This is a genomic window from Rhizobium binae (assembly GCF_017357225.1).
Lineage (GTDB): Bacteria > Pseudomonadota > Alphaproteobacteria > Rhizobiales > Rhizobiaceae > Rhizobium > Rhizobium binae.
Genome location: NZ_CP071604.1, coordinates 2,658,578 through 2,684,298, shown reverse-complemented (window position 1 = coordinate 2,684,298; position 25,721 = coordinate 2,658,578). Strand labels below are relative to the sequence as shown.

The following is a 25,721-nucleotide window of genomic DNA, read 5'->3' as shown; positions in this document are numbered from 1 at the left end:
GTCTTTTAGGATATGAGAGATCCGGCGGCCCGGCTCGTTTGCCGATCCGGGCCGCCATCCTGGCGAGGATGGCGCGCAGAGGGATGCCGCCTGTCCCGTCGTCCGGCACTAGATTTTGCCGTCGTCCTTGAAGACGTCACTCCAGTCCTTCACCAGGCCGTCGAGCGCTTCCTTGGCGGTGCCGTTGCCGGCGACCACGTAGTTATGGACGCGCTTCTGCATGGCCTGCAGCAGCGAAGCATAGCTCGGCTCGGCCCAGAAGTCCTTGACGATCGCCATCGAGTCCAGGAAGGCCTGGGCATAGGGCTGGCTCTTGGCGAAATCAGGCGCGTTGACGACCGAATTCAGGCAGGAGAACCCGCCAAGTTCCCACCACTTGGCCTGCACCTCGGGCTGTGCGAACCATTTGATATATTGCAGGGCGGCATCGCGCTTGTCGGAATAGGAGACCACCGAGATGCCCTGGCCGCCGAGCTGGGCGAAATGCGCCTTTTCAGCCGGATTGGGGAAGAAGCCGATCCTGTCGCCGCCGACCTTCTCGTCCTTGTAGAGACCGGGCCAGGTGAAGGCGAAGTTCATCTGCATGGCGACCTGGCCGGATTTGAAGGCGTCGGCGGATTCGACCATGTAGACGTTGGAGCTGCCGGGCGGGGTGCAGCAATCATAGAGCGACTTGTAGAATTCGAGGCCCTTGACCGCGTCGGCCGAGTTGACGAAGCCTTCCATGTCGTAAGGCTTCTTCGGATTGTCGTACTGGAAGCCCCAGTCGTAGAGGACGTTGGTCACGCCCATGGTGATGCCTTCGGAGCCGCGCTCGGTGTAGATCGAGGCGCCATAGACGGTCTTGCCGTCGATCTGGCGCTTCTGGAAGAACTCGGCGATCTGCTTCAGCTCGTCATAGGTCTTCGGGGCTGCCAGATCGTGGCCGTATTTGGATTTGAATTCCTTCTGCAGTTCCGGCTTCTCGAACCAGTCCTTGCGATAGGTCCAGCCGACGACATCGCCCATGGCCGGCAGCGCCCAGTAGTTCGGCGTGTTCTTCGGCCATTCCGAGTAGCCGACGACCGTCGCCGGCACGAAGTCATCCATCTTGATGCCTTCCTTGTCGAAGAAGTCGTTGAGCTTGACGTAGTGGCCGTTCTCGGCCGAGCCGCCGATCCACTGGCTGTCGCCAATAATGAGGTCGCAGAGCTTGCCATGGGAATTCAGCTCGTTGAGGAAGCGGTCGGCATAACTCGTCCAGGGAACGAATTCGAACTTCATCTGCGTGCCGGTCTTGGCGGTGAAGTCCTTTGACAGCTCGACCAGCGCATTGGCGGGGTCCCAGGCGGCCCAGCACAGCGTCAGTTCATCGGCTTTGGCGAGATTGGGCAGTGCCGACGACATGACGAATGCCGCGGCCAGCCCCAAAAGGGCTTTCGATGTTTTCTGCATAAGTTCCTCCCAGAACCAGTGCCGGCTCCCCGCCGGCGTCGCATGTTCACCCATTTTAGAGAATGCTCACATGAACTCCTCACCGATCATGTTTAGCAATATGTTTAGTGATAGCAGTTTATATAAACATTGCAAGCGCCAATCGGTGTTGCACTGCACAGGTAACTCGCCAAGCGGGCGAGGACTTCGCGGATCAATCTCATCGCTTCTCGGAAAATTCGTCCGCAAGCGTACCGATACGGCGAAGTCTGGCCTCGCTGTGGAACGGTTCCCAGGATAAGCACCTCGACGCCGCTTCTGTTTTCCCGGGAGCGGTTCAAACTTGGCCTCGCTCCGGCGGGGCCTTTTTCTTGAATCGCGCGGCCGGCGGCGTCGGGAATATTCCGGCGCAGTGCGAGATTTAGCCTTTCCGGCGGTGCGCAACCGGCGTATGGACCCGGTGCGCGGCCTGTTTCCGCGTTCTCCCGCGCGGCAGATCTCCAATCGGCTTCCTCCCCGTTTTCCTGCCGCGGCATCCAGACTTTCATTGGCAGATCGATGACCACGGCAGAGACGAGCGAGAACCGGCAGGAGGCGGCAGGCGGCCGCCAGGCGAAGATCGTGGCGCTGGTCGTCGCCGTTTCCTTCTTCATGCAGATCCTCGACGGCACGATCGTCGCCACTTCGCTCCCGCAGATGGCGGCGAGTTTCGGCGTTCAGCCGGTGTCGATGAGCATTGGCATCACCGTCTACATGCTAACGATGGCCGCCTTCATTCCGCTGTCGGGCTGGCTCGGCGACCGGTTCGGCGCGCGGCGGGTCTTCCTGACGTCGATCGGCGTCTTCACGGCTGCGTCGTTGTTTTGCGCGTTCTCCGGCAGCCTCACGGAATTCGTGCTCTGGCGCGCCGTCCAGGGGGCGGGCAGCGCGCTAATGACACCTGTCGGGCGCATCATCGTGCTGAAGAGCGCCCGCAAGTCCGAACTCGTCCAGGCGATCGCGCTGATCACATGGCCGGCGTTGACGGCGCCCGTCATCGGCCCAGTGCTCGGCAGCTTCATCACCACCTATGCCAGCTGGCACTGGAACTTCCTGATCAACATCCCCATCGGCGTCATTGGTATGGGGCTGGTGCTGCGCTTTGTGCCCGAGCAGCGCGAGTCCGATCCCGGCCGGCTGGATATCCTCGGTTTCATCCTGAGTGCGGCAGGGCTGACCTTCCTGCTTGCCGCCCTGGAATTCTCGGTCAAATGGGACGGCGGGCTCTTGCCGGTTATGGCGATGCTGGCGGCGGGGATCGTGCTGTCGTTCCTGGCGACGCGGCATTTCCTTGCAGTCGACAATCCGCTGCTCGATCTCTCGGCCTTCCGCGTCCAGAGTTTCTCGATGTCGACGCTATCGGCGGGCACGGCCTGCCGGACGGCAATCAATGCGACGCCGTTCCTGCTGCCCCTCCTGTTCCAGCTCGGCTTCGGGCTGAGTTCGATCGCCGCCGGCACCTATCTGCTCGTCTATTTCCTCGGCAATCTCGGCATGAAGACGGTAACGACGCCGCTCCTGCGCCTTTTCGGCTTCCGCACGGTGCTCGTGCTGAACGGATTGATCGCGGCGTTTTCGATCCTCGCCTGCGGCTTCCTTTCACCTGACACGCCGCGGTTTTTCATCCATGCGCTGCTTTTTGCCGCTGGCTTGTCGCGGTCGATGGAGTTCACGGCGCTCAATACGCTCGCTTTTGCCGATATCGGCCCGGCGCAGCGAAGCTCGGCCTCGACGCTGTCGAGCATGCTTCAGCAAGTGTCGATGCTGCTCGGCGTCGCGGTGGCGGCGGCCGTTCTCAATATTTCCTCGGCCCTGAGGGGTGCTGGCAATCCCGTTCTTGCCGATTTCCGCTGGGCTTTCGTCGTGGTCGGCGCAATCGGCGTCGCCTCGTCGCTGCGCTTCCTGCAACTGCCGGCGGCGGCGGGCGCCGAAGTTTCCGGCCACCGGAAATTCCGCCAAAATTAGCCTCGCCCGCCAAACCAATCGGGCGGCGCCGGCAGTGAGCGCGCGGAAGAAGCGCAGTTTACCTCGGGCAGTCAATGCAATACCACATTGCCATGCGGACGACTCGGACGCCTGCGAGCGGTCGTCGCTCAGAGAGAACGCCGGGAGACGGAATGAGCGATACTAACGTCGATGCGGACGGCCTGATCCACATCCTCTATGTCGACGACGACGAGGGGCTGGCCCTGCTGATGCAGAAAAACCTCGGCCGGCGTGGCTTTTCGGTCGAGTGGGCTAAAAATGGCGCTGCCGGTCTTGCAAGGCTCGGCGAAGGCGGAATCGATGCCGTCGTCCTCGATCACGTTCTGGGCGACGAGACCGGCCTCGACATTCTGCCCTGTATCACGGCGATGGCGGATCACCCGCCGGTCGTCTATGCGACGGGTTCCGACGACACCAGCATCGCGGTCGCGGCGCTGAAGGCGGGCGCCGACGACTATATGCTGAAAGGGATTTCTGCCGATTATTTCGATCTGCTCGCCGCTGCCCTCGAACAGGCGTTGGAACGGGCGCGTTTTCGGCGCGAGACGGCGCATGCGCAGGAGGTGATCCGCCAGCAGCGCGATCTTGCCGAGATGCTGCTTGCCGAGGTCAATCACCGCATTGCCAACAGCCTTGGGCTGGTCGGCGCGTTGATCCGCATGCAATCCTCGATGACCAAGGACCAGGTGGCGATCGACGCGCTGCACGAAACGCAGATGCGCATCAATGCCATCGCCAGCGTGCACCGCCGGCTCTACACGAACCGGCAGGTCGGATCGGTGCAACTCGATGAATATCTGAACAGCCTGCTGACCGAACTCGAAGCGTCGATGCGTGACGACAGGCGGCCGCACCGTATCATGCTGACTGCCGCACCGGTCAACCTGGCAACCGACAAGGTCATCACGCTCGGGCTGATCGTCAGCGAGCTCGTCACCAATGCCTTCAAATATGCCTATCCGGACGGTGTGACGGGCGAGATCCGCGTCAGCGTCGAACAGAGCGAAGAGATGTTGAAGGTCCTCGTCGAGGATGACGGCGCGGGGTTTGATCCTGAGAGCGCGGCAAGGGGAACGGGGCTCGGTACGCGTATTTTGGCGGGGATGGCCGCGAGCCTGAAATGCGATTTCGCCTATGATCCCGCTCATAATGGGACGAGGGCGACGCTGGTGTTTTCGTTGGGCGAAGGGAAGTAGGGACCTCGCGGCACGTTATTATCGTTTTTCCGCAATATCTTACTGACATCGTATCATTATACCTAACGCAAGGGGAGGACAGAGATGACGACGATCCGCACGCCGCGTGAAGTCTATGATTTCTGGTTCGTCCGATGCGGCCGGGAACTGTGGTTCCAGCCGCCGCCGGAACTCGACGTGGAGATCCGCGAGGCCTTCCGCGATACCCATCTGGCGATTGCCGCAGGTGTCGGTGACGAATGGCGCGCCGATGCGATATGCCGGCTCGCTGCCGTCATCGTGCTCGATCAGTTCCCCCGCAACATCTATCGCGGCACGCCACTCGCCTTCGCCACTGACCTGCTCGCGCTTCGGGAAGCGAAGCTCGCTCTTGCAGCCGGCGCCGATCAGGCGGTGGAGCCCGCGTGCCGGACCTTCTTCTACCTGCCGTTCGAACATGCCGAAAGTCTCGAAGAGCAGGAACGTTCAGTGGCCTTGTTCACGGCCCTCGGCGACGAGGAATACCTCGATTATGCGGTCCGCCACCACGATGTGATCGCCGCCTACGGCCGTTTTCCGCATCGCAATGCCATAATCGGCCGGGAGTCGACGGCGGTGGAGCTTGGTTATCTCTCCCGGCCCGACGCCGGTTTCTGAGTATTTCATGCATTGGTACGATTTCGCTGCCAGGCGCTTTAGGCATCTGCCGCCTTTCTGTCGCCTTTGTTTTCAATGAAAAGCTGACATTCTATCCCGACGACAACCTTCCCGGAGGCGCTATTGCGGCTGAGAACGATCCTGCTTCGCACAATTATTCTGATGACGTTGGCGTTTGCCGGGGCGCATTTCGAGAGTGCAGCAGCCTTGGCGCAGGAGCCGCAGACACAGGTGGCAGCAGAGACGCCGCTTGCCGATACGCCATCCAATCAGGCGGCGAAGGAAATCGAAAAGGCGAAGGTCCAGCTTGGTTCACTCCAGGACAGCGTCAAGCAGAACGCCGACAATGACGATGCGCTGGTCGGGATTGCGACCAAGGCCGACGAACTCAGCCGCGCCGTCATCGCTATCTCGGTCAATCTCAGGCCGCGTTTCGATCAGATCAAGAACCGCCTTGGCGAGATCGGCGATCCGCCGAAGGATGGACAGCCGCCCGAGGCTGAGATCGTCACTCAGGAACGCAATGCGCTTGCCGCCGAGCGTGCGCAGATCAATGCGGTGACAGGCGACGCTGAAAACCTGTCGATCGCGGTAACGAAGCTTGTCAACGAGATCATCGAGATGCGACGGCGGCTTTTTGCCGACACGCTTTTCAGACGCACCGAAATCTCCGTCTCGGTGCTCGACGATGCCGCCGGCGCTTTTGTGCACGAGGTCAGCGAATTCTCGCAGGCCCTGTCAAGCTGGGCCGCCTTCGTCTGGAAGTTCAAGCGCTTCCCGTTGTTTGCTGCAATCTTCCTGTCGCTCGCCTCGGCGCTCATTCTGCTCTCCGGCAGCTACCGGCTGTTCGGCGCGTATCTGCGCCGCGATGAGGCGGTCGAGAACCCGTCCTATATCGGCCGGCTGTCGATCGCCTTCTGGTCGACGTTGATCCGCACCCTGGCGCTTGCGGTGCTGCTGGTCACGTCGTTCTTCTTCCTCAACAGTTTCAACGTGCTCAGGCCCGATATCGCACCCGTCGTCGGCGCGCTGTTCGGCACGATCGGGCTCGTCTATTTCGTCGGCCGGTTCGTCAACGCCATCTTCGCACCGCATGAACCGCATTGGCGGCTGGTGAAGCTTTCCAATCTCGGCGCCCGCTCAATCGGTTATTGCCTGCTGGCGATGGCGATCGTCAACGGGCTCGACTATCTGTTCGGCTCTGTCAGCGAGGCGATGGGCTCGCCGCTGGTGCTGACCGTGGTCAGAAGCCTGATCGCCGCGCTCATCATCGGCGTGATCCTGATCGCTGCCTCCTTCGGCAAGCCGATGCTGGCAAGAAGCGGCGATCCGGACGCGCCGGGCCGGCATTGGCCGCGCGGCATGGCAATCATTTTGCGAGTCGTCGGCGCCGGTCTCATCGTCACTGCGCTCGCAGGCTATGTCGGACTGGCGCGCTTCGTCGCGACGCAACTCATCATCACCGGCGCAGTGGTTGCCACGATGTATGTCGGCCTGCTCTCCGGCAAGGCGATCTCGCGGCAGGAGAGCTTCGGCGATACCTTCTTCGCGCGTTTCCTGACGCGCCGCTTCAATCTCGGGCCGGTGGCGATCGACCAGGTCGGCCTGCTCGTCGGCCTTGCCATCTATGCGGTGGCGCTCGTCGTCGGCGTGCCGCTGATCCTGCTGCTCTGGGGCTTCCATGTGCAGGACCTGCAACTGATCGCCTACCGGCTGTTCACCGAGGTCAAGCTCGGCGGCATCAGCATCTCGCTGCTCGGCATCTGCACCGGCATCCTGCTGTTTGCCGGCGTCTATCTGCTGTCGCGTTGGCTGCAGCGCTGGCTCGACAGCAATGTGATGGCGCGCAGCCATGTCGATCTCGGCGTGCGCAATTCGGTCAAGACGGGCATCGGCTATCTCGGCGTCGGCATGGCGGCGATCATTGGCGTTTCGTCGGCCGGCATCGATCTGTCGAGTCTGGCGCTCGTCGCTTCCGCGCTTTCGGTCGGTATCGGTTTCGGCCTGCAGAACATCGTCTCCAACTTCGTCTCCGGTCTGATCCTGCTGGTGGAGCGGCCGTTTAAGGTCGGCGACCATGTGGTGTCAGGCACCGCCGAAGGCATCGTCAAGCGCATCTCGGTGCGCGCCACCGAGATCGAGACCTTCCGCAAACAGTCGATCATCGTGCCGAATTCGGATCTGATCAACGGACTCGTCGGTAACTGGACGCACCGCAACAGGATCGGCCGCTCGGAAATCGCGGTTTCGGTCAGCTACGATGCAGATCCGCAGAAGGTGATGGATATCCTGCTGGAGCTGACGGCGAAGATTCCGCTTGTCATGCGCAATCCCGAGCCGCATGTCGAATTCCTGCGCTTCGGCGCGTATTCGCTGGATTTCGAGTTGCGCTTCTTTCTCGCCGACATGGGTGACGGCATGACGGTGCGCAACAATCTCAGGATCGAGATCCTCCGGCGGTTCAAGGACGAGGGGATCGAGATTCCGCTGCCGCAGAGCGATCTTACCATCCATCGCGAAGCGCCCGCCGCCATCGCGAACGAAGCTCGCGACGTCAGGCCCAGTTCCGCGGACGGGGCTGCCGGCGAGGAGGAACATCGGGTGCGACAGCTGCGCGGCCGCACCGCCGAGGTCAGTCGGAAGAGCTGAACGGCTCATTCAGCCATCGTTCACAGGTCTATGTGCATGATCTCCGCAATCGGGATCGCTGCCGAGGGCAGCACCGATCGTTCGAGGGGAGGGCGCGCCCGCGCCGCCGCACATGATGGCAAGATTTGCCGCCGTTCTGCTTGTCCCGCTGCTTGCCGCGCCGGCGGTCCATGCGGCATCCGTCACCAACACCGATCCTGCCGCCGTGGTGCTCGTCATCACGGAAGGGGGACAGCGTGTCGAGGTCGTGGTCGATGCCGGGGCTTCGGAAAATCTCTGCCCCTCCGGCTGTTTCATGACGACGCCCGACGGCGACCGCATCGGCCTTGACGGCGGCGAGACGATCGACATCATCAAGGGCTCGGCCGTCGTCAAATAAGAGGGATCAGACGATCCGCTTGCCCTCCGCATCAAGCACTTTCTCGCCGTCTTCCTTGGCGAAGGCACCTTTATGCGTCTCTGGCAGGATTTCTAGAACCAGCTCGGAGGGTCGCGACAGACGCGTGCCGAGTGGCGTGATGACGAAGGGTCGGTTGATCAGGATCGGCTGGGCGAGCATGGCGTCGAGCAACTGGTCGTCGCTCAGATCGGGATTGCCGAGGCCGAGTTCGGCGTAAGGCGTATCCTTCTCGCGCAGGGCCTGGCGCACGGTGAGGCCGGCATCTGCGATCATTTTGACCAGCTCCGCCCGTGATGGCGGCTTGTTGACATATTCGATAACAGTCGGCTCGATGCCGGCATTGCGGATCATCGCCAATGTGTTACGCGACGTGCCGCAGGCGGGATTATGATAGATGGTGACGTTCATAGCTTCGCCTCGGAGGAAAGTGTTGACGATGTCTTGGCCGGCTGTAGCAGCCAGGTGAAGAGGAGGAGAGCTGCGACCGCGCCGGCGATTTCGGCGAGCCAGAAACCGGGAAGATCGACCGGACGGATGCCGGAAAAGGTGTCGGTCAGGGCGCGGGCGAACGCGACGGCCGGATTGGCAAAGGAGGTCGAGGCGGTGAACCAATAGCCGGCGGTGATGTAGAGCCCCGCCAGCCATGGAATCGCTTTCCGCTCGAAGCGGATGCCGGCGAGGATGACCGCGACGAGGCCGAAAGTGGCGACGCCCTCGGAAAACCATTGCGCGCCGCCGGTGCGGACCTTGCTCGACAGCTCAACGAGCGGAAGATTGAACATCAGATGGGCTGTAACGGTTCCCACCGCGCCGCCGGCAAACTGCGCGAGTACGTAGCTGCCAAGTTCGCATTTCGGCAGAGAGCGGGACATTGCGAAGATTAGCGAGACCGCCGGATTGAAGTGGGCGCCGGAGATCGGGCCGAGGATGGTGATCAGCACCACCAGGATAGCGCCGGTCGCAAGTGTGTTGCCGAGCAGGGCAAGTCCGGTATCCCCCGTGAGCGATGTCGCCATGATTCCGGACCCGACGACAGTTGCGACCAATATGGCGGTGCCGAGGACTTCGGCGACCAGGCGGCGCGGCAGATCGAAGGAAGCCATTAGTCCGCCTTCACCGGTTTTGCAGTCGTGCCTTCCATGGCGCCGATCTGGCGCAGGTGCTGTTCCAGCGCCAGCTTGTCGATCGAGGCCAGAGGCAGGCTGAGGAAGGCCATGATCCGGTTTTTCAGGAAACGGGCGGCCTGCGCGAAGGCGCAGCCCTTCTCGACTTCGCTGCCCTCGACGGCGGCCGGATCCTCGACGCCCCAGTGGGCGGTCATCGGATGGCCGAGCCAGACCGGGCAGGCTTCGCCATGGGCGGTGTCGCAGACGGTGAAGATGAAATCCATTTCGGGTGCATCGGGTTTGGCGAACTCGTCCCAGCTCTTCGAGCGGAAGCCGGTGGCCGGATAACCCAATGCCTGCAACTCGTTCAGCGCCAGGGGATTGACCTGCCCTTTCGGCTGGCTGCCTGCGGAATAGGCTTTGAACCGGCCCTTCCCCTCGGTCTCGAGGATGGATTCCGCAATGATGGAGCGGGATGAATTGGCGGTGCAGAGAAAGAGCACATTGTACACGCGATCTGTGGTCATTGCAGTTCCTTCTGGTTTGCAGGTGTACAGCATGCGGCAACGGCGGCGGCAGGCGCGCAGATCTCGGCATTCCCGCCGCAGCAATCCTCCATCAAGAAGCGGATCAGGCCGCCGAGCGCCTCGTAATTGGCCGTGTAGATGATCGAGCGAGATTCACGTTGCTGAGTGATCAGCCCGGCTCTTTCCAGCTCCTTCAGATGGAAGGAGACGTTGGACGGGGAAACCTCTGCTTTTTCGGCAATGGAGCCAGCCGCCATTCCGTCAGGACCCGCGACGACGAGCATGCGGATGATGTGAAGGCGCGTTTCTTGCGACAGCGCACCGAATGCGGCGAGGGCTTGACGTTGATCCATATTTCAATAATCCTTGAATCGTTGAAACGAGGATTAGCGCAGATGAATGCCGTCGACAACAACAATATGCAGGCGGAGGAGATGAGTCTCGGCCTGCTACTGGATGCGCTCTCCGGCAACAAGGACGCGCCGCTGGTTTTCCATTATGAAGGCCGGCCGGTGAAGCCCGGCTATCACATCACCGAGGTGAAGGCGGGCCAATTCTCGGCGCTTGATTGCGGCGCCAATCCCGAGGCCTGGAATGAGATCTTCAGCCAGCTCTGGGACATCGAGGAGGGCGGGCGCACGCACATGCCGGCCGGCAAATTCCATGCGATCGTCTTGAAGGTGTCTGAGCATGCGCAGCTCGATGCTTCCGCAAAACTCACATTCGAAGTGAGCGATGGCGTGCGGCCGATGCAGCTCTATTCCGCGGCAATGCCGGTTCTGCGCGGCGGGGCGGTGCATGTCGCCCTTTCGCCGCGGCCGGCAAGCTGCAAGCCGCGCGACCGCTGGCTCGCCGAGGAGAGCAGAAAGGCTGCGGCTTGCTGCGGTCCGTCAGTGGCGGGAAGCGCCTGTTGCGCATAGAGAGGTGACACGTTCGCTGGGCTTGCCGTCAGGCTCGGATTGACGGCCGCTCATCCCACCATCGGAGCACCCGCATGGCGCGGAGCGTGATCCATCGCGAGGGCTTGCCTGGTCCGCCGTCGACCTCGAACCACACGCGGCCCGGCAGGGTCCAGTCGAGCGGCCAGCGGCCGTCCTCGAGGCGTCGGGAACGCAGATGCTGAATCGCCTCGGCAAGGCGCAGGTCGGGATCGGCGCCGGTCAGCATGGCGCCGGCGCGGAAATAATCGAGCGCCCGCAGAATGTCGTAGCGCCAGCGGTTCGGATGCAAGAAGAGCAGGAAACGCTCGTCGGCCGGCTCGCCGGTGCCGAGGCGGCGGAAGAGGTTGCGTTCGAGAAGAAATGCCTCGCCTGTTCCGCGCGCCTGCCTGGACCGTGGCGTGCCGCCCGTCGCTCGCTCGAATTCCAGCAGCCCTTCCAGCACGTTGAGGGTGCTGGCAAAGGACGACCGGATGGAGCCGTTGCACCGTTCGCAATTCCAGCCGCCGTCATCAAGGCGTTCGCCGCTCAACCTCTCGACGATGGCGGAGACATCGACACCGAAATAGGCGCCGTCGGCGACGGTGCGGCCGTTGATGCATTCCTCTACTTCGCCTTCCCAATAGGGCTGCCCGGCTTCCTCCCAGCGGGAGTTGGCGCCAATCAGTTCGACGCTGCGCCGCGCCGGCCGGCATGAGGGGTCGAGCCCGAATTCCCGCAGCTGCGATAGCGAAAAATTTGTCGCCGTCCACGGCTGACCGCGCTCGCGCCACTCGCGAGGGTCGAAACTGGCGGGAAGAAAGGCGCCGCCCGCCCACTGGCCGTCCTCATCCTGGCAGGCAAGCAGCCTTGCGCCCCAGCCTTCCGTCTCCACCTTGGTCCGCTCCGCCATCCACTCCGCCTCGGGGGCATCGGTGAGATCGCGCATCACCTGCCACCGGATTGCCGGGTCGGAATCGAGCAGCCATTCGATCACCGGATCGGGTTGGGTCATGAGCACATCCGCCGATAGTGGGGTCGATCACGCGTTTATAACGGCTTCGGCGGGGCTCCGCCAGCCGGACGGGCTCAAGGCAACTCGCTCTTGTCTCGCGGCGCTGCGACGCTCTATCGCCGCGCCGGACGACCTCGTTTCGGCCATGCATGCAGATACGCCCCATGATCAATGCGTACGCGGGAGCTTGCCATACCGTGGCCCGACTGCGCCAAGGAGAGCAGGAAGCTGGAGATCAAGGTCCACGACCTGCAATGCGACAATTGTCGGCGAAAGGCCGTCCGATGCTGAGAACGCGGCGCTTCGCGCCTGATTTCTTAATCATATCTGCAAGAAATCGCGAGCGGGTCCATCCGGATGCTTCCTCGTTTCTCGCTGTTTAATAATTAGTCAAATCAATTGATGTATCAGTTCGAGTCGGGGTCAGAATTTACATCAAAGGTTTGCCATGGCGTTTTTAGGTATTTCGGGGATGCAATATTCCGGAGAGATGTTTGCCGGCGCGCGTATTATTGTCGCGGAAGATTCAAACGTATTCACCTCGATGATCAGCAAACGCCTCAAGGAGTTGTTCGACATCAATGTCGAAATCTGCCGCAACTTCGATGACCTGCAATTTTGTTACGACAAATCTTCCGATCCGATCACGCTGGCGATCTCGAATATCAACCTGCCCGGCGCCGAAAACGGTGAGGCGCTGGAATATCTGGTCGATCTCTCCATTCCCACCATCGTCTTTACCGGCACCTTCCACGAAAGCATGCGTGACAAGCTGATGGCCAAGGACATTGTCGACTATATCCTCAAGGACAATATCTTCGCTGTCGATCTGCTGGCGGAATCGATCTGCCGGTTCCTGACCAATCATCGCCACCATGTGCTGATCGTCGACGACAGCGCGACGGCGCGCGCCCTGCTGTCGAGCCGGTTGAAACGCTATAATTTCCGCGTCAGCGTCGCCGACAGCGGCGGCAAGGCATTGGAGATCCTGAAAGCCAACCGGGATATCGGTCTGATGATCACCGATTACAACATGCCCGACATTGACGGCTTCGAGCTGACACGGCGCATCCGCGCCAATATCGGCTCGCATGAGTTGCGCATCATCGGCGTTTCCTCCTCCTCGAACCGGTTGCTTTCGGCACGGTTCCTCAAAGCCGGCGGCAATGATTTCATGCTGCGCCCCTTCATCGACGAGGAGTTCTACTGCCGCGTCAACCAGAATCTCGATACGCTCTTGCAAATTCAGTCGATGCGCAAGGAGCGGGCGGTTGCCTGACGGCCCTTCCAATATGCGTATTGCCAGTGAGGCGGAGATGCCGGTCGGGGACCGGCATCGAATTTTTGCAATTACAAGTACTAGCATCATTTGTCCCCTTCACGCGCAAAGGCCTCTCGGTTATCGTCTGCCCCGCCGGGGGGAGGGTCGAGTCGAGCCCGCAGGGCGCAGGGGAGAATAGCGGCTGTGGCTTTTCAAGCGGATTTTCACCGGGATGGCACCGGGCTGCGCTCCGGCGGGCTCAAAATACTTCTGGTTGAAGATTCCCGAATGTTTTCCGCCGTGCTCTGTCATCGGTTCCAGACGGAGCTTGGGCTTGCCGTCAAATGCTGCTCGTCGCTGAAGGCGCTGCGCAGGGAACTTGCCGAAGACGGTCACGGCTACACCATGGCCGTCGTCGATCTCAACCTGCCGGATTCGCCTTATGGCGAGGCGCTCGACTGCACGATCGAGCACGATATTCCGGCGATCGTCTTTACCGCCACGTTCGATCTCAACACGCGCAACAGGATCATGGAGCGCAATGTCATCGATTACGTGCTGAAGGACAATGAGTTCGCGCTCGACAATCTGGTCGCTGCCGTCCGCCGGGCGATCTCCAACCGCAAGACGCGGGTGCTCGTCGTCGACGATGTCGTCTCGGCGCGCCAGGTTCTGGTCGACCTCCTGAAGGCACAGCAATATCTCGTCGTCGAGGCAAGCTCGGGACTTGAGGCGCTGGCCGCGCTCGAAGCCTATGGCGATATCGAACTGGTCGTCACCGATCACCATATGCCCGATATGAGCGGCTACGAGCTGACGCGGCGCATCCGCCATCGCTTCGGTTCCGACAGGCTGCGTGTCATCGGCGTGTCTTCGTCCAACGACCGCATGCTTTCCGCCAGTTTTCTCAAAGCCGGCGCCAGCGATTTCCTCTACCGGCCCTTCGTCGCCGAGGAGCTGCAATGCCGCATTGCCAACAATGCCGAGACGCTCGCGCAGATGCGGCAGCTGAGGGCGGCGGCGGCGTGCGATTATCTGACCGGCCTCTATAACCGCCGCTATTTTTACGACAACGGCCCAAAGCTGGTGAACGAGTGCCTGCGGCTGAAAGTGCCGAGTTCCGTCGCCATCCTCGATATCGACCATTTCAAGCGTCTGAACGATACCTACGGTCACGAGATCGGCGACAAGGTGCTGAAGGCGGTCGCCAACCGGCTGTTTACGATCTTCGAGGGGAGCGACAATCTTCTCTCGCGGCTTGGCGGCGAAGAATTCGCCATCCTTTTCCCGCAGATGGATTCGGCTGCCGCGACCAAGCTTTGCGACGAGATCCGCTCCGATATTTCGCGGTTGAAGGTCACCGCCGACGACGAGGAGCTCGGCGTCACCATCTCGATCGGCATCGCCGAAATCGAGGGCTACGAAACCTTCGAGAACTATCTCAACGCCGCCGACCAGTTCCTCTACATGGCCAAACACCGGGGCCGCAACCAGGTCTATTCCGACGCCAGGATGACGGAGGAGGCGGCGCAGTAGGGTAGGCTGTCGCCACTGGTCGTCAGCCTCGGCCTTGTGCCGAGGCTGCTGTGCTATCAACCCCTGGTTGGATGCTCGGCACAAGGCAGTACAAGGCCGAGCATGACGAAGGGATGCTCAGACTCTTGTGTTGCGGTCACCTCAAGCCGCAACGGCCTGACGCGCGGTAGCCATGGTCATCTTGCGCTCGGCGCGCTCCTGCTGCGGCGAGCGATGGTAGAGTTCGCGATAACACTTGGAGAAATGCGAGGCCGAAACGAAGCCGCAGGCGACGGCGACCTCGACGACAGGCATCGAAGACTGCACCAGCAGGTGGCGGGCGCGGTCGAGGCGGATCTCCAGATAGTAGCGGGCCGGCGAGCGACCCATCTCCTGGCGGAACAGCCGCTCGATCTGGCGCCGTGAAAGGCCGGCGCCATCGGCGATCTCGATCAGCGACAACGGCTCGGCCAGATTGCCTTCCATCAGTTCGATGATCGACAGGACCTTGGCATTCTGCACGCCGAGGCGGGCCCGCAGCGGCAGGCGCTGACGGTCGTGCGGGTTGCGCACGCGGTCGGTGAGGTGCTGTTCGCAGATGCGGTTGACCAGGCTTTCGCCGAAATCCTCGCCGACGAGGTTCAGCATCATGTCGAGCGAGGCGGTGCCGCCAGCGCAGGTATAGAGGTTGCCGTCGATTTCGTAGAGATCGGCATAGACCTCCGCCTGCGGGAAGGCTTCGGAGAAGCCCGGCAGGTTTTCCCAATGGATGGCGCAGCGTTTGCCGTTGAGCAGGCCGGCCTGGGCCAGCACATGCGCGCCCGTACAGAGGCTGCCGACGGCAACGCCGCGATTGTAGCATTCGCGCAGCCAGGCATTGACCGATTTGTTGTTGAACTGCTCGACATCGATGCCGGAACAGACGAGCACCATGCCCGGCCGATTTTCGCCACCGAGATGGCGGCGCTCCTCTGCGAGTGAGGAATTTGCCTCGACGCCGATACCGCAAGAAGAATAGACTTTTTCCCCGTCGAGGGAGGCAAGCCGCCAGGTATAGGCCTGGTAGCCGAGCATGCGGTTGGCGATGCGCAACGTGTCCACGGCGGCCGAGAAAGGCAGCATGGTGAATTGCGGTACCATAAAGAAGACCAGCGAACGCTTCTTGATCTGCATCCTGTTCATTGCAAAAATCCATGCTCGAGGGGCGATGACATATTCGTTGCGCGGAATGCGTCGCGCCGATGTCCTGAAAGCGACACTGGCATGGAAAAATGCGGCCGTGAAGAGCAAATATGCGACATTGACCGTGATTTGACCGGGCAAGTCGCAGTCGTGGGCGCGGGCGGGCCGGAAGAGAGGCTCACAGGCAGTGGATATTGAGGGGCTGATGAACGATCGGGAACGGGATGGCGGATACGAAAAAGGCGGCGTTGCGTGATGCAGACGCCGCCCTCATCTCAGGAGGAATGTCGCATTCATTATATGGTCCGGTGTTTGCTGTCGTCGGTGCTCGGCCAGCCGATATCCTTGCGAACGTCAAACGGCATGGCTTCGATTTCGCGGGCGGTCTGCCAGCGGGTCCAGGCGAGAACAAGCTTGTGGGCATAATATCCCAGATCGAAGCGGCCTTCGCTGGAGGTGAGGGGCTTGCCACCACCCCGATAGGTGAGCGTGGTCATTTTCAGTTCCTTTCTTGAGCCGAGACATGGTCGCGATGGGAGGTTCGTCCATGTCCATGCTGCTAATATGGCCTTTGCGAACCCATCATTCAAACGAATAGAGTTTATGGATAACATCAACGATATTGAATGATCGTATCGCACTCCCGGCGTGGCTTCGTGGCCAAATGCATGGTCCATGGACGGAGTATTCATGGGCGCGACTGCAGCGGATAGCGGCAGGGCCGCTCAGAAGGACATGGTGGCCACGGGGCGATGGGCGGGGCTCTGTGGCAAGCGATCGCCGCATCAGTACCCGTTTCTGTCACGACTCCTCGGGTCGTCCACCATCTTCTCCCGATAGATGTCTCCTTGCCGTGCTCTGGCTCGCCACGGCCGCGCCTTTTGTAGTGGGATGTCGTCGGCGGAATCGTTTCGGTCCAACGTCGCCATGGCGAACTCTGGTTCGGGCAGCGCTGCACATCGCGCGCCCCAGACTCCGTCCGGTCCAATCACCCCGGCAGGTCCCTTATGGGCTTTCTGTACGGGAGTAGCTGCGATGATCCAGATGCAGTTCACGCCTGCGTGGGCTCGCAAGGCGATTTGGAAGTAGGGCGCAATCCCGTATGACGAGAACAGAACCCCATCGACGCTCAATCGCTCGTATTCGCGGAAAACCTCCTCGAACTGAGATTTGATGCAGATCGCACAGCCAAATCGTTAGCTGTCCACTTCGAAGATGATCGGTTGTGTTCCAGGTGTATACCAGCCGCCCAGTTGCGAATTCGACAGAAACCTTTTGTCGTATCTGGTGATTAGGGCGCCACTCTCAGAGAGGACATAGAGACTGTTGTGGGGAGGATGACCATTGGAGAGCCGATGTGCTCCGCCGACAACCGCAAAAATGCGAAGTTTCCCGCAAAGCTCGGCGATGGCGCGAAGCTCGGCCTCTTGAGCCGCCCAAATCAAAGGTCTGCCAATCGTCCTGCTCAAGGATCTGAAATTTTCCATATCCGGAAAGCGCGCCTTCGCAGAAATTGATAAGTCGCACGCCTTGAGCCGCCGCGCTCGAAATCAGCCTCCGTATCCTCCTCCCGTTCTCGGCAATATCAGCCGAAACGAACGTCTGTGCCGCAGCCACCTTCAGCATGGAGTCCTCTTCCCCAGTTCCAGACTCACATTGTTCACCGAATTGAAGTTCCATGAAACTTTTACGGGATTATGTAGCGGCTGCAACGGGTGAGCCTTGACACCGGTCAGAGCGCGAATGCCGAACAGCACCCAGTCATCTCAAGCATCGAGCGCTTGGCCTTCTTGCGACAAGTGATAGAGTTGAATTTCGGTCGTTCACCTGGACAATACGAAAAAGGAATTATTCCATGGGAGACCAGAAGCGCCCGCTGCAGCCTGGAGATTCGGCGCCCGCGTTCGCGCTGGCGACGGCCAACCTCGACGGAACGGTCTCGCTCGCCGACTTGAGCGGTCGCCCGTTCTTGATCGGCTTCTTTCGCGGGCTGCACTGCCCGTTCTGCCGGCGTCAGGTAGAACAGCTCGCCAGCGTGCAGCCGACCCTGCGCGCCGCCGGGGTGGAGACGGTGGCCGTTATCAACACGCCGGTGGAACGCGCCCGCCTGTATTTCCGTCACCGGCCGACGCCGGTAACGCTTCTGTGCGACCCAGACTGCCGAACACATCGCGCCTACGGCGTGCCGTATGGCGAGTTCTTGCCCGATGGCAGCAGCGAACCGTCCGAATGGCCATACGGCGCGACGATGGCGCAATTCCAAGCGGCACGCATCAATCCGACGGGCGAGCTGCCGGAACCGCTACACCCGATGGAAGCCAACGCGATCCTCAACGCCAAGGACCGCTTCGAGCTTGATGAATCCGATAACGCAATATTCGAAAAACACGCTACCCAACTCGTCGGGCACTTCCTGGTCGACGCGAACGGCACCATCAGTTGGGCACAAATCGAAGCGCTCGACGGGCCGAACAGCCTGTGCATCTTCCCGACCGCGGCGGAGATCATCGCCGCCGCCAGCAGCCTCGGACGCTAACCTGCAGCGACGAATATATCGATGCGTCAATCTGGGGATTAATGCCGCAATAGTGCGGCGAGTAGTTGTCACGGCATGCAGGGGCGGGGCTGTATCGTCTGCGCGGGCTGATCGCGTTTGCCGGGCGCTGGACATCGATCCACTTGCTTAGCCCGCATGTTCTTGATGCCAATTCTCGAACTCATCGACAGTTCGACCCCGATGATCCATAACGGCTTCATCAGCCGCACCTCGGTAGTCTGTCGAAGCGGATAAGCAAGTTGGCATCTCGATAACGCTATGCAAAGCCCTGCTGCTTTTCGTATTTAGGTGCAGCGTGGCGTCTCTTGGGGATTATGGGAGGCGGGATCGAAGTTTATAAACAATTTCAAGTGTCTGCGCTGACACTGGCGACACCCGCAGGTGCGCCGATCAAGCTCAGTTTTGGGATGCGGCAAGACGCATTGGAACCATGTGCTCTCCACGCCGTTGCCGTCAGGTATCTGACAATGGCGCAAAGGAGGAAGCGATGATTTCTGCAGATCAGATTCGCGAACATATGGAAGTGCTGACGGCCGATGGCACGCATGTCGGGACGGTGGATCATCTCGACGGTCCCACCCGCATCAAGCTGACCAAGAGCGACTCGGAAGATGGCAAGCATCATCTGATTCCGCTCGACTGGGTCGACCATGTCGACGCTCACGTTCATCTATCGAAGAACGCCAGGGATGTCCGCAGCCAGTGGGCCACCATCAACTGACGGGCAATCGGCTGCGGCTTCGGCCGCAGCCTGCTCGCCGCAGGGGCGACCATGTCCAAGCAATTGAAAAAAGGCGATGAAGTGAGCTGGGATACCAGCCAGGGAAAGACCGACGGCAAGGTGGTCAGGAAGCAGACTAGCCCGACCAAAATCAAGGGTCACAAGGTGAAGGCGTCGGCGGCGGAGCCGCAATATATCGTCGAAAGCGATAAATCGGGAAAACGAGCGGCGCACAGGCCCGACGAACTCAGCAAGCTTTGAGGGCCTCACCAGATAAGGAGGTTTCGATATGCCAGCCAAGTCCAAGGCCCAGCAGAAGGCAGCAGGCGCAGCACTCTCGGCCAAGCGTGGCGAGACGCCCAAAAAAGAACTGAAGGGCGCTTCGAGGCAGATGGTCGAGTCCATGAGCGAAAGGCAGTTGGAGGAATTCGCCTCGACCAAGAGAAAGGGCAAGCCCGAACACGCCGCCAAATAGCAAGGCCGTCCGGGATCTCAGGTCGTCGTCGATTGCATCGAGAAACCCGCAACGTCATAGACGGAAAGCGCGTCCAGAAGTGCCCGGGACGACGCCTCGCGGTCCTTTGCCATCCATCTTAGCTCGAATGTCAGGCCTGTCCGGCCGTCGCTCGTTGGCCCGTATGAAACAAACAGGGCACGGCATCCCAAGGGGTTCAGCACCTCCGACAGGTCGGGTACATCGGCTTCGGAGCTGTGGATGACGAGCGTTGCCTTGCGTTCGCAGGTCAGCCACGTGTCCAGCCGCTTCATCGGCGACAGGACGATGAAGGCGACAGCCGTCGCCACCGTTCCGGTGACAATCTGGCCGCCTCCGAAGCAGAGGCCGACCACCGTCATGAACCACAGGGTCGCCGCGGTGGTGACGCCGGTCATCATGTCGCCGCGCCTGAGGATCGCCCCGCCGCCGAGGAAGCCAACGCCCGTCAGGACACCGAGAGGGAAGCGCAGTACGTCCATCTGCGTGAAGTAGCTGAAGGTTTTTCCGTAAGTCGACAGAAGAAGATTTGCCTGGACCATTGCCAAGCAGGCGGCGAGCGCTACGAGGATTGTCGTCCTGAAGCCGGCTGCATGGCCACCGCGCTCGCGATCGAGCCCGATAAGGCCGCCTGCGATCACCGTCAGTGCGATCCGCGCGGCGATTTCCCACCAGCTCGGCGTCAGCGGCATGCTATCGGTCAGGAACGAAGGCATGTTTCGCTCCAGTCGTTGTCGCAAACATTCGCCGTTCGCCTGGCATTCGATCCTCCTCAACGCTACGCGGCGATAAACGCTGTGCGCGGCAGGACGTTCCCGAGGTCGTGACCGGGAAGGCCGCTGCCAATGGGCGAGATTGGCGTTCGTGCGCAGTCGGTATATGTATGGTCTCGACGAATATAGGGCGCAATTGCCTGTCAGTAATTGAATTGGCACGCACTGCGGCCTGACATGGAGTTTTGATGGCCGTTGCCTTCACCAAGGAAGAGAGTTTCGAAACCGCGTCGGAAACCCTATTGCCGGACCGCCCCGTTTCCCCGTACCCAAATCTCGTTACGGAAGCGGGATTGAAGGCTCTCGAACTGCAATTCCAGCAGGCGCGCGAGGCCTATGATGCGGCGAACACCATTGAAGACGTGAATGAACGGCGGCGGCATGCTGCCAATCCGTTGCGTGATCTCCGCTACTTGGCGGCAAGACTTCGCACTGCCCAGTTGATGCCTTACCCCACGTCAGCCGACGTAGTTGCCTTCGGCAGCACCGTGACCTTCCGCCGTGACGACGGGCGCGTGCAAACGTATCGGCTAGTCGGAGAGGACGAGGCCGATCCCAAGGCCGGATCGATTTCCTACGTCTCGCCGGTGGCGCGGCTTTTGATGGGCAAGGCTGCCGGGGACGCGGTGGAGGCGGACGGCCACGAGTTGGAGATCGTCGCTATCGCATAGAGACGATGCTGGAAACTGGCATGGGAAAGCTGAACCGACCATCATGAAACTGGTACTATAGGTTCATGGAGCCTTTACCGCCCGTGGCTTAGAAGATGACCTTCCATCATCGAAAGTCATGTTCGTGGACCACACTTTTGAGCTCAGCCGCTTCAGCCTCGTCTTCCAGGTTGTCGGATGACCTTGCCTCTCTCAAGGCGCAGCTTGCCGAAAAGCAGGCGGCGCTGTCGCAGACGCAGGACGAGCAGGAGAAGGCGACGATCGAGACCCTGAAAGCGAAGATCGCGAAGATAGAAGCGACCGAGAGCAGCAAGGGTCAGGCATCAGCCTCGTCGAACCCCGCTGCCGCAGCCCCTGGGGAATTCTCCGGCGAGAGCGAGCGCATCGGCACGAAGAATTTCGGTGAAACCAGCGCATTCGGCAGCCGTACGGCTTACGTCTGATCGTGCGATCAAATGCCTGGGGAATCGGTTTTCGACCCGTCTTTTCCGAGATTGCGCCCTGCGACGTTGATAACTTCGCGTGTCAACTCCGCCAGCCGGTCGGCGGCAAAGCGGTTTATCTGCCAGTATAGGGGCACATCCAGCGGCGTGTCCGGCACCAGCTCCACCAGTCGCCCCGATGCAAGATGCTCGCGGGTCAGCTGAGTCGGATTCATTCCCCATCCCATGCCTGACAAGCTCGCCTCGACGAAGCTTTGCGGCGAGGGGAGCCAATGGGTGGGATAGTCGAGATCGCGTCCGAAGATTTTGTGGACCCACGTACTCTGCAGCCTGTCCTTCTGGCTGAAAGTCAGAGCCGGGGCGTTGCGGATCGCCTCGGCGGTCACACCCTGCGGAAAGTGACCGGCGACGAAATCGGGTGTTGCCGTTGCATGATAGCGCAAAACGCCAAGCGCGAAACGCCGGCATCCCCTTATCGGCTTTTCCAGGCTGGTGACGGCCGCGATGACGCGCCCGCGCTGCAGCCATTCGGCGGTGTGATCCTGATCGTCGACCGCGATATTCAACAAATAGGAAGAGCTTCTGGCGAAGTTCGAGATGGCTTCCACGAACCAGGTGCCGAGACTGTCGGCATTGGTGGCGATCTGGAGCGTCACCCTTTGGCGTGGCTCGTCGGGGTCAACGAGCGCGGGCAGATGGCCGAAGAGCTCGGCTTCGAGCATACCGACATTTTCCATATGGCGGCACAACCATTCTCCCTTTTCGGTTGCCGTGCACGGAGTGCCTCGAACGACGAGCACAACGCCGAGACGCTCCTCGAGCTGCTTGACGCGCTGCGAAACGGCCGAGGGGGTGACGTTCAGCGCGGTGGCGGCGCGTTCGAAGCTGCCTGTCTGGACGACGGTCGCGACGGCACGGAGGGCGGGGTAGTCGAGCATGGATTAGCGCTGGTTAATTGAGGTTAGGTAGATTAACTAGCCTAATTATCATCGCCGCGATAGCGACGTCTGATCAAAGCGAAAGGCGCTTGCAGAAACGATGAATTTTTCAATCTATTTTACCGGCCTGATGATGGGCCTCAGCCTGATTGTCGCGATCGGCGCCCAGAATGCCTTCATCCTGCGCCAGGGCTTGCGCAACGAGCATATCTTTGTCGTCTGCTTCGCATGCGCACTGTCCGACGCCGTGCTGATCGTGCTCGGGGTCACCAGCCTGCAGCAGATCGCCAGGCTCCTGCCCTGGCTCGACCCGGTCATGCGCTACGGAGGAGCCGCGTTTCTCGCCTGGTATGGAGCAAAAAGCCTCTTTTCCGCCTTGCGGTCGAACGCCGCTCTCGCGGAGGCCGAAGCCAGAACGGCAGGCTTCAGGCAGACGCTAGCGACCTGCCTTGCGCTCACCTGGCTCAACCCGCATGTGTATCTCGACACGGTCGTGCTGCTCGGCACGATCTCGACGCGTTATCCGGGGCACCAGGCTTCCTTTGCCGCAGGCGCCGTGACCGGTTCCTTCCTGTTCTTCTTCTCCCTCGGATATGGCGCGACACGGCTGCGGCCGATCTTCTCGAAGCCCTCGTCCTGGCGAATGTTGGAAACGCTGGTCGCTGCGACGATGTGGATCATAGCCTTCAAGCTCATCGGCGGAATGTGATCGCTATTTGAGGGAACGATCAGCCGGATCGCGACATCTCGGCGGCAGGGTCTTCGTCCGATGACACAAATCGCAGGACTTGTTCCTGCGCGCGGGTCGGCATCCAGTTGAGACGCAGCGTGAGGCCGATCGGCCGGGCGGTGTGGCTGAGGTCGAGCGGCAAGGCCTTGAGGAGGCCGCGGGAGAGTTCGGCCTGCGCCTGGAGACAGGAAATGCAGCCGAGGTGGTCCGTCCCGTTCAAAAGCTCGCGCATGAATATCAGCGAACTCGATTCGACGATGCTCTTCGGCGGGTTGTCCAGGCCGGCGAAGAGGGCGTCGAAATGCCATCGGGTCGGCGTGCCGCGCTGCCCGACGATCCAGGGATAGGCTGCAAGCTCCTCGATCGACAGCGCGATTTGCCCGGTCAGCGGATAATTGCTGCCGGCAACGATGACAAGCCTATCGGTGAACAGGAAACGCTGGTCGACGATCTCCGATCGGTGCAGGATCGCGCAGCGCGCCGATCAGGAAATCGATCTCGCCGCGCCTCAGGCCCGCCAGCAGGTCGGTATAGGTCCCTTCGACGATATGGATCGGCGTGTTCGGGCGCAATTTGCGGAATTCGGCGATGGCTCGCGGAAAGACGAAGGAGCGCGAGAGCGGCGTGGCGCCGACGACGATGCTGCCTGCTTCCTCCGAAAGCGTCTCTGCGAGGTCGCCTTCGGCCTGCGCCAATTCGGCGAAGGCGAGGCGCTGCCTGAGCCAGCGTGCCGGCGGCGCGGGTGGCGACGATACCATAGGAAGTCCGCTCAAACAGGGGCGGGCCGCTTCCTCCTCGATTTGCGTCACCGCCCGGTGAACGGTCGGTTGCGCAAGACCGAGCCTGCGTGCCGCAAGCGTGAAGTTTTTGGCTTCGCGCACAGCGATGACGGCCTGCAGCTGCGAGGTCGTCGCGACCATGCGCAGACGCGGGCTGAGTGAAGGGTGCCGGACGATCAGAACGGCACGGAAGCTTTTTGATGGATTGGTGTTTCCCAATCTGCCGGTTTTTTGAGCTAAGCAGACGGTGCGAAGAAATGCCTCGAGCCGCGCATCACGCGCGGCTCGGTGATTCCACCACCCTGAGGACCCGCTTCGGTCGAACGGCCGTACTCAGGCGGGGCAGCTCGATTTCACGCTGACAATCGGCCAGCAGGTGCGAGGGAAAACGCTTCAGCTCCCTCAGCGCCTGCTCATGATTGGCATCGCGGCGCCTGCGTGACTTGAATACGGAAAGGGCCTGTACGATATTCCAGGTGCTTGTTTGCGCCATGTCGGGACTCCTTTGCTGCTAAGTTTCCAACGGTCGGAATATGCGGTGCGATTGACATTCAATCAAACAAAATGATATGGGGTTATAGATCAGAAAAATTGAAAGATGCGACGATGAGCCTACCCTTTCGCCGTCCCATTCCTTTGCTTGACAACGATGTGCTGCGGACGTTCGTCGCCATCGCCGAAACGGGCAATTTTTCCACCGCCGCCGAAGCGGTTTTCCGCACGCCGTCGGCAGTCTCCATGCAGATCAAGAAGCTCGAGGAACAGCTCGGCGCGACGCTGTTTTTGCGAGACGCCCGGTCGGTGACGCTGACGCGTCATGGCGAGATGCTGCTCTCCTACGCCCGCAACATCCTGGCGCTGTCGAACGAGGCGGTATCCCGCTTCATCATGCCGGAGCTGACCGGCGTCGTCAGGCTTGGCGCGCCCGAAGATATCGGCGAGCGGCTGCTGCCGAGAATTCTAAAGAGCTTTGCCGAAAGCTATCCCGGCATCATGGTCGACGTGACGATCGACATGAGCGTCGGGCTCAAGAAGCGCATGGAGGAGCAGCGGCTCGATCTGGCGCTGATCAACTGCGCCACGCGGCCGTTTCCGACCGGCGGCGAAGTGGTGTTCCGCGAGCGGCTGGTCTGGGCCGGCGCCCGCTGCGGTTCGGCCCATCGCCGCGATCCCCTGCCGATCTCGATCTGGGAGGACGGCTGCATCTGGCGCCAGGAGGCGCTCGCCCAACTCGAACGCAACAAACGGCCTTATCGCGTCGCCTATCTCAGCGGCCACACGATGGCGCAGCGCGCCGCCGTGCTCTCTGATCTTGCCATCGCGCCGCTGCCGCTTTCCTATGTCAGCGAGGACATGGCGATCCTCGGCCTGCAGGAAGGACTGCCGGAGCTCGGCTCCTTCGATATCCGGCTGCTGACCGCCGCGCAGGTGTCGGGCCCGATCGAGACGGTGGCCGACAGCATCCGCGGCGCTTTTGCCGAAAGAGCGAAGGCCGTCGCCGCCTGACGAAGTCTTTCGGCCGTTGAACCTTTTGTTCCCTTGTGCGTTATCGGCGCGAACGGCATAGGTGCCGTTCGGGGTTGATTTCAAACAAGGATATTCGAAATGACGACAACGGCCAAAATTGCCGCAGCTTTCATGGTTCTTCTCGCGCTTTCCTCCTGCGGCAACACGATCCGCGGCATTGGAAAAGATACGGCGAGCGCCGTCAACGCCACACAGGATGCCGGCCGCTCGGTCGATCGCGCTGCGAAGAAGTGATCAGTCGGTAGGT

General features: G+C 61.0%; 29 protein-coding genes and 1 pseudogene. 17 read left to right on the top strand and 13 right to left on the bottom strand.

From position 1 onward, the window contains the following. Positions 1-108: 108 nt before the first annotated feature. Entirely contained in the window at positions 109-1,434 is a 1,326-nt protein-coding gene (locus J2J99_RS13165) for an ABC transporter substrate-binding protein (protein ID WP_168299520.1), read from the bottom strand. Positions 1,435-1,971: 537 nt separating this feature from the next. Between J2J99_RS13165 and J2J99_RS13160 the strand changes: the two genes are divergently transcribed. From J2J99_RS13160 to J2J99_RS13140, 5 genes are all read left to right on the top strand, one after another. Next, positions 1,972-3,417 (top strand): MFS transporter, encoded by a 1,446-nt coding sequence (locus J2J99_RS13160; protein WP_168299525.1) that lies wholly within the window; start codon positions 1,972-1,974, stop codon positions 3,415-3,417. A 152-nt stretch (positions 3,418-3,569) separates the two neighbouring features. Next, positions 3,570-4,634, top strand: coding sequence for a sensor histidine kinase (locus tag J2J99_RS13155; RefSeq protein ID WP_168299527.1), 1,065 nt, complete (start codon positions 3,570-3,572; stop codon positions 4,632-4,634). A gap of 84 nt (positions 4,635-4,718) precedes the next feature. Then, the gene (locus J2J99_RS13150) at positions 4,719-5,270 is read left to right on the top strand and encodes a DUF924 family protein (RefSeq protein WP_168299530.1); all 552 of its coding nucleotides are present in this window, start codon (positions 4,719-4,721) and stop codon (positions 5,268-5,270) included. 123 nt (positions 5,271-5,393) lie between these two features. After that, positions 5,394-7,919, top strand: coding sequence for a mechanosensitive ion channel family protein (locus tag J2J99_RS13145; RefSeq protein ID WP_168299533.1), 2,526 nt, complete (start codon positions 5,394-5,396; stop codon positions 7,917-7,919). A gap of 112 nt (positions 7,920-8,031) precedes the next feature. Beyond that, positions 8,032-8,298 carry a hypothetical protein gene (locus tag J2J99_RS13140; protein WP_085742704.1) on the top strand — a complete coding sequence of 89 codons (267 nt, stop codon included), beginning with the start codon at positions 8,032-8,034 and terminating at the stop codon, positions 8,296-8,298. A 6-nt stretch (positions 8,299-8,304) separates the two neighbouring features. Here the strand turns inward: J2J99_RS13140 and arsC are convergent, their stop codons facing one another. Genes arsC through J2J99_RS13120 form a run of 4 tightly spaced genes read right to left on the bottom strand, consistent with a single transcriptional unit; the run spans position 8,305 to position 10,305 of the window. Continuing rightward, a complete protein-coding gene (gene arsC, locus J2J99_RS13135) occupies positions 8,305-8,727 on the bottom strand; it encodes an arsenate reductase (glutaredoxin) (RefSeq protein ID WP_168299541.1) in 423 nt (140 codons plus the stop codon). Then, positions 8,724-9,422, bottom strand: a complete 699-nt coding sequence (locus J2J99_RS13130; RefSeq protein ID WP_168299557.1) for an MIP/aquaporin family protein — start codon at positions 9,420-9,422, stop codon at positions 8,724-8,726. Before J2J99_RS13130 ends, arsC begins: the two co-directional genes overlap by 4 nt. Then, complete coding sequence (locus J2J99_RS13125; protein ID WP_168299577.1) at positions 9,422-9,952, bottom strand: arsenate reductase ArsC; 531 nt, start codon at positions 9,950-9,952, stop codon at positions 9,422-9,424. Before J2J99_RS13125 ends, J2J99_RS13130 begins: the two co-directional genes overlap by 1 nt. After that, the gene (locus tag J2J99_RS13120; protein ID WP_168299579.1) at positions 9,949-10,305 is read right to left on the bottom strand and encodes an ArsR/SmtB family transcription factor; all 357 of its coding nucleotides are present in this window, start codon (positions 10,303-10,305) and stop codon (positions 9,949-9,951) included. Before J2J99_RS13120 ends, J2J99_RS13125 begins: the two co-directional genes overlap by 4 nt. Positions 10,306-10,347: 42 nt before the next feature. On the opposite strand from J2J99_RS13120, the gene J2J99_RS13115 reads away from it, so the two are divergent. Next, positions 10,348-10,872, top strand: coding sequence for a DUF6428 family protein (locus J2J99_RS13115; RefSeq protein WP_168299581.1), 525 nt, complete (start codon positions 10,348-10,350; stop codon positions 10,870-10,872). Positions 10,873-10,900: 28 nt separating this feature from the next. Here J2J99_RS13115 and J2J99_RS13110 read toward each other — a convergent pair whose 3' ends face one another. Continuing rightward, positions 10,901-11,884, bottom strand: a complete 984-nt coding sequence (locus J2J99_RS13110; protein ID WP_168299597.1) for a squalene cyclase — start codon at positions 11,882-11,884, stop codon at positions 10,901-10,903. A 448-nt stretch (positions 11,885-12,332) separates the two neighbouring features. Here J2J99_RS13110 and J2J99_RS13105 point away from each other — a divergent pair, with 448 nt between their 5' ends. Further along, on the top strand, positions 12,333-13,163 hold the full coding sequence (locus tag J2J99_RS13105; protein ID WP_168299600.1) for a response regulator: 831 nt from the start codon (positions 12,333-12,335) through the stop codon (positions 13,161-13,163). A gap of 186 nt (positions 13,164-13,349) precedes the next feature. After that, positions 13,350-14,681, top strand: coding sequence for a diguanylate cyclase (locus J2J99_RS13100; protein ID WP_168299627.1), 1,332 nt, complete (start codon positions 13,350-13,352; stop codon positions 14,679-14,681). A gap of 141 nt (positions 14,682-14,822) precedes the next feature. On the opposite strand, the gene J2J99_RS13095 is transcribed toward J2J99_RS13100, so the two are convergent. The 3 genes from J2J99_RS13095 to J2J99_RS33990 all read right to left on the bottom strand — a co-directional run bounded on the left by J2J99_RS13095 (position 14,823) and on the right by J2J99_RS33990 (position 17,329). Next, positions 14,823-15,842 carry a GlxA family transcriptional regulator gene (locus J2J99_RS13095; protein ID WP_003579912.1) on the bottom strand — a complete coding sequence of 340 codons (1,020 nt, stop codon included), beginning with the start codon at positions 15,840-15,842 and terminating at the stop codon, positions 14,823-14,825. Between the two features lie 296 nt (positions 15,843-16,138). After that, positions 16,139-16,339, bottom strand: a complete 201-nt coding sequence (locus tag J2J99_RS13090; protein WP_168299629.1) for a hypothetical protein — start codon at positions 16,337-16,339, stop codon at positions 16,139-16,141. 699 nt (positions 16,340-17,038) lie between these two features. After that, entirely contained in the window at positions 17,039-17,329 is a 291-nt protein-coding gene (locus J2J99_RS33990) for a nitrilase-related carbon-nitrogen hydrolase (RefSeq protein ID WP_246735405.1), read from the bottom strand. A gap of 368 nt (positions 17,330-17,697) precedes the next feature. On the opposite strand from J2J99_RS33990, the gene J2J99_RS13080 reads away from it, so the two are divergent. The 4 genes from J2J99_RS13080 to J2J99_RS13065 all read left to right on the top strand — a co-directional run bounded on the left by J2J99_RS13080 (position 17,698) and on the right by J2J99_RS13065 (position 19,595). Beyond that, positions 17,698-18,378: a peroxiredoxin-like family protein gene (locus J2J99_RS13080; protein WP_168299632.1), complete on the top strand. Its 681-nt coding sequence runs from the start codon at positions 17,698-17,700 to the stop codon at positions 18,376-18,378. A 508-nt stretch (positions 18,379-18,886) separates the two neighbouring features. Next, positions 18,887-19,120 (top strand): DUF2171 domain-containing protein, encoded by a 234-nt coding sequence (locus tag J2J99_RS13075; protein ID WP_039620287.1) that lies wholly within the window; start codon positions 18,887-18,889, stop codon positions 19,118-19,120. A 51-nt stretch (positions 19,121-19,171) separates the two neighbouring features. Next, a complete protein-coding gene (locus J2J99_RS13070; protein ID WP_168299643.1) occupies positions 19,172-19,381 on the top strand; it encodes a hypervirulence associated TUDOR domain-containing protein in 210 nt (69 codons plus the stop codon). Positions 19,382-19,409: 28 nt separating this feature from the next. Further along, on the top strand, positions 19,410-19,595 hold the full coding sequence (locus tag J2J99_RS13065; RefSeq protein WP_168299646.1) for a DUF3008 family protein: 186 nt from the start codon (positions 19,410-19,412) through the stop codon (positions 19,593-19,595). A 17-nt stretch (positions 19,596-19,612) separates the two neighbouring features. Here the strand turns inward: J2J99_RS13065 and J2J99_RS13060 are convergent, their stop codons facing one another. Continuing rightward, positions 19,613-20,329, bottom strand: a complete 717-nt coding sequence (locus J2J99_RS13060) for an MgtC/SapB family protein (protein WP_168299648.1) — start codon at positions 20,327-20,329, stop codon at positions 19,613-19,615. Between the two features lie 245 nt (positions 20,330-20,574). Here J2J99_RS13060 and greA point away from each other — a divergent pair, with 245 nt between their 5' ends. Both greA and J2J99_RS13050 read left to right on the top strand, forming a co-directional pair. Beyond that, positions 20,575-21,057: a transcription elongation factor GreA gene (gene greA / locus J2J99_RS13055; protein WP_168299656.1), complete on the top strand. Its 483-nt coding sequence runs from the start codon at positions 20,575-20,577 to the stop codon at positions 21,055-21,057. A 95-nt stretch (positions 21,058-21,152) separates the two neighbouring features. Further along, positions 21,153-21,500: a hypothetical protein gene (locus tag J2J99_RS13050; RefSeq protein ID WP_168299661.1), complete on the top strand. Its 348-nt coding sequence runs from the start codon at positions 21,153-21,155 to the stop codon at positions 21,498-21,500. A gap of 8 nt (positions 21,501-21,508) precedes the next feature. On the opposite strand, the gene J2J99_RS13045 is transcribed toward J2J99_RS13050, so the two are convergent. Continuing rightward, positions 21,509-22,438, bottom strand: coding sequence for a LysR family transcriptional regulator ArgP (locus J2J99_RS13045; protein ID WP_168299667.1), 930 nt, complete (start codon positions 22,436-22,438; stop codon positions 21,509-21,511). 100 nt (positions 22,439-22,538) lie between these two features. Between J2J99_RS13045 and J2J99_RS13040 the strand changes: the two genes are divergently transcribed. Beyond that, positions 22,539-23,147: a LysE/ArgO family amino acid transporter gene (locus J2J99_RS13040; protein WP_168299670.1), complete on the top strand. Its 609-nt coding sequence runs from the start codon at positions 22,539-22,541 to the stop codon at positions 23,145-23,147. Positions 23,148-23,166: 19 nt separating this feature from the next. Here the strand turns inward: J2J99_RS13040 and J2J99_RS13035 are convergent. Further along, positions 23,167-24,106, bottom strand: a pseudogene (locus J2J99_RS13035) (LysR family transcriptional regulator); the annotation flags it as partial. Between the two features lie 115 nt (positions 24,107-24,221). Continuing rightward, positions 24,222-24,440, bottom strand: coding sequence for a hypothetical protein (locus tag J2J99_RS13030; protein ID WP_168299675.1), 219 nt, complete (start codon positions 24,438-24,440; stop codon positions 24,222-24,224). A 71-nt stretch (positions 24,441-24,511) separates the two neighbouring features. On the opposite strand from J2J99_RS13030, the gene J2J99_RS13025 reads away from it, so the two are divergent. Beyond that, entirely contained in the window at positions 24,512-25,453 is a 942-nt protein-coding gene (locus tag J2J99_RS13025) for a LysR family transcriptional regulator (RefSeq protein ID WP_205919060.1), read from the top strand. Positions 25,454-25,552: 99 nt separating this feature from the next. After that, positions 25,553-25,708 carry an entericidin domain-containing protein gene (locus J2J99_RS13020; protein ID WP_010034675.1) on the top strand — a complete coding sequence of 52 codons (156 nt, stop codon included), beginning with the start codon at positions 25,553-25,555 and terminating at the stop codon, positions 25,706-25,708. The last annotated feature ends 13 nt before the right edge of the window (positions 25,709-25,721 follow it).

What these genes read in the sequence shown, in the direction of transcription:
- J2J99_RS13165 (WP_168299520.1), bottom strand. Translation starts at nt 1,434, where the DNA reads ATGCAGAAAACATCGAAAGCCCTTTTGGGGCTGGCCGCGGCATTCGTC.
- J2J99_RS13160 (WP_168299525.1), top strand. Translation starts at nt 1,972, where the DNA reads ATGACCACGGCAGAGACGAGCGAGAACCGGCAGGAGGCGGCAGGCGGC.
- J2J99_RS13155 (WP_168299527.1), top strand. Translation starts at nt 3,570, where the DNA reads ATGAGCGATACTAACGTCGATGCGGACGGCCTGATCCACATCCTCTAT.
- J2J99_RS13150 (WP_168299530.1), top strand. Translation starts at nt 4,719, where the DNA reads ATGACGACGATCCGCACGCCGCGTGAAGTCTATGATTTCTGGTTCGTC.
- J2J99_RS13140 (WP_085742704.1), top strand. Translation starts at nt 8,032, where the DNA reads ATGATGGCAAGATTTGCCGCCGTTCTGCTTGTCCCGCTGCTTGCCGCG.
- arsC (WP_168299541.1), bottom strand. Translation starts at nt 8,727, where the DNA reads ATGAACGTCACCATCTATCATAATCCCGCCTGCGGCACGTCGCGTAAC.
- J2J99_RS13130 (WP_168299557.1), bottom strand. Translation starts at nt 9,422, where the DNA reads ATGGCTTCCTTCGATCTGCCGCGCCGCCTGGTCGCCGAAGTCCTCGGC.
- J2J99_RS13125 (WP_168299577.1), bottom strand. Translation starts at nt 9,952, where the DNA reads ATGACCACAGATCGCGTGTACAATGTGCTCTTTCTCTGCACCGCCAAT.
- J2J99_RS13120 (WP_168299579.1), bottom strand. Translation starts at nt 10,305, where the DNA reads ATGGATCAACGTCAAGCCCTCGCCGCATTCGGTGCGCTGTCGCAAGAA.
- J2J99_RS13115 (WP_168299581.1), top strand. Translation starts at nt 10,348, where the DNA reads ATGAATGCCGTCGACAACAACAATATGCAGGCGGAGGAGATGAGTCTC.
- J2J99_RS13110 (WP_168299597.1), bottom strand. Translation starts at nt 11,884, where the DNA reads ATGACCCAACCCGATCCGGTGATCGAATGGCTGCTCGATTCCGACCCG.
- J2J99_RS13105 (WP_168299600.1), top strand. Translation starts at nt 12,333, where the DNA reads ATGGCGTTTTTAGGTATTTCGGGGATGCAATATTCCGGAGAGATGTTT.
- J2J99_RS13095 (WP_003579912.1), bottom strand. Translation starts at nt 15,842, where the DNA reads ATGAACAGGATGCAGATCAAGAAGCGTTCGCTGGTCTTCTTTATGGTA.
- J2J99_RS13090 (WP_168299629.1), bottom strand. Translation starts at nt 16,339, where the DNA reads ATGACCACGCTCACCTATCGGGGTGGTGGCAAGCCCCTCACCTCCAGC.
- J2J99_RS33990 (WP_246735405.1), bottom strand. Translation starts at nt 17,329, where the DNA reads ATGGAAAATTTCAGATCCTTGAGCAGGACGATTGGCAGACCTTTGATT.
- J2J99_RS13080 (WP_168299632.1), top strand. Translation starts at nt 17,698, where the DNA reads ATGGGAGACCAGAAGCGCCCGCTGCAGCCTGGAGATTCGGCGCCCGCG.
- J2J99_RS13075 (WP_039620287.1), top strand. Translation starts at nt 18,887, where the DNA reads ATGATTTCTGCAGATCAGATTCGCGAACATATGGAAGTGCTGACGGCC.
- J2J99_RS13070 (WP_168299643.1), top strand. Translation starts at nt 19,172, where the DNA reads ATGTCCAAGCAATTGAAAAAAGGCGATGAAGTGAGCTGGGATACCAGC.
- J2J99_RS13065 (WP_168299646.1), top strand. Translation starts at nt 19,410, where the DNA reads ATGCCAGCCAAGTCCAAGGCCCAGCAGAAGGCAGCAGGCGCAGCACTC.
- J2J99_RS13060 (WP_168299648.1), bottom strand. Translation starts at nt 20,329, where the DNA reads ATGCCTTCGTTCCTGACCGATAGCATGCCGCTGACGCCGAGCTGGTGG.
- greA (WP_168299656.1), top strand. Translation starts at nt 20,575, where the DNA reads ATGGCCGTTGCCTTCACCAAGGAAGAGAGTTTCGAAACCGCGTCGGAA.
- J2J99_RS13050 (WP_168299661.1), top strand. Translation starts at nt 21,153, where the DNA reads ATGACCTTCCATCATCGAAAGTCATGTTCGTGGACCACACTTTTGAGC.
- J2J99_RS13045 (WP_168299667.1), bottom strand. Translation starts at nt 22,438, where the DNA reads ATGCTCGACTACCCCGCCCTCCGTGCCGTCGCGACCGTCGTCCAGACA.
- J2J99_RS13040 (WP_168299670.1), top strand. Translation starts at nt 22,539, where the DNA reads ATGAATTTTTCAATCTATTTTACCGGCCTGATGATGGGCCTCAGCCTG.
- J2J99_RS13030 (WP_168299675.1), bottom strand. Translation starts at nt 24,440, where the DNA reads ATGGCGCAAACAAGCACCTGGAATATCGTACAGGCCCTTTCCGTATTC.
- J2J99_RS13025 (WP_205919060.1), top strand. Translation starts at nt 24,512, where the DNA reads ATGATATGGGGTTATAGATCAGAAAAATTGAAAGATGCGACGATGAGC.
- J2J99_RS13020 (WP_010034675.1), top strand. Translation starts at nt 25,553, where the DNA reads ATGACGACAACGGCCAAAATTGCCGCAGCTTTCATGGTTCTTCTCGCG.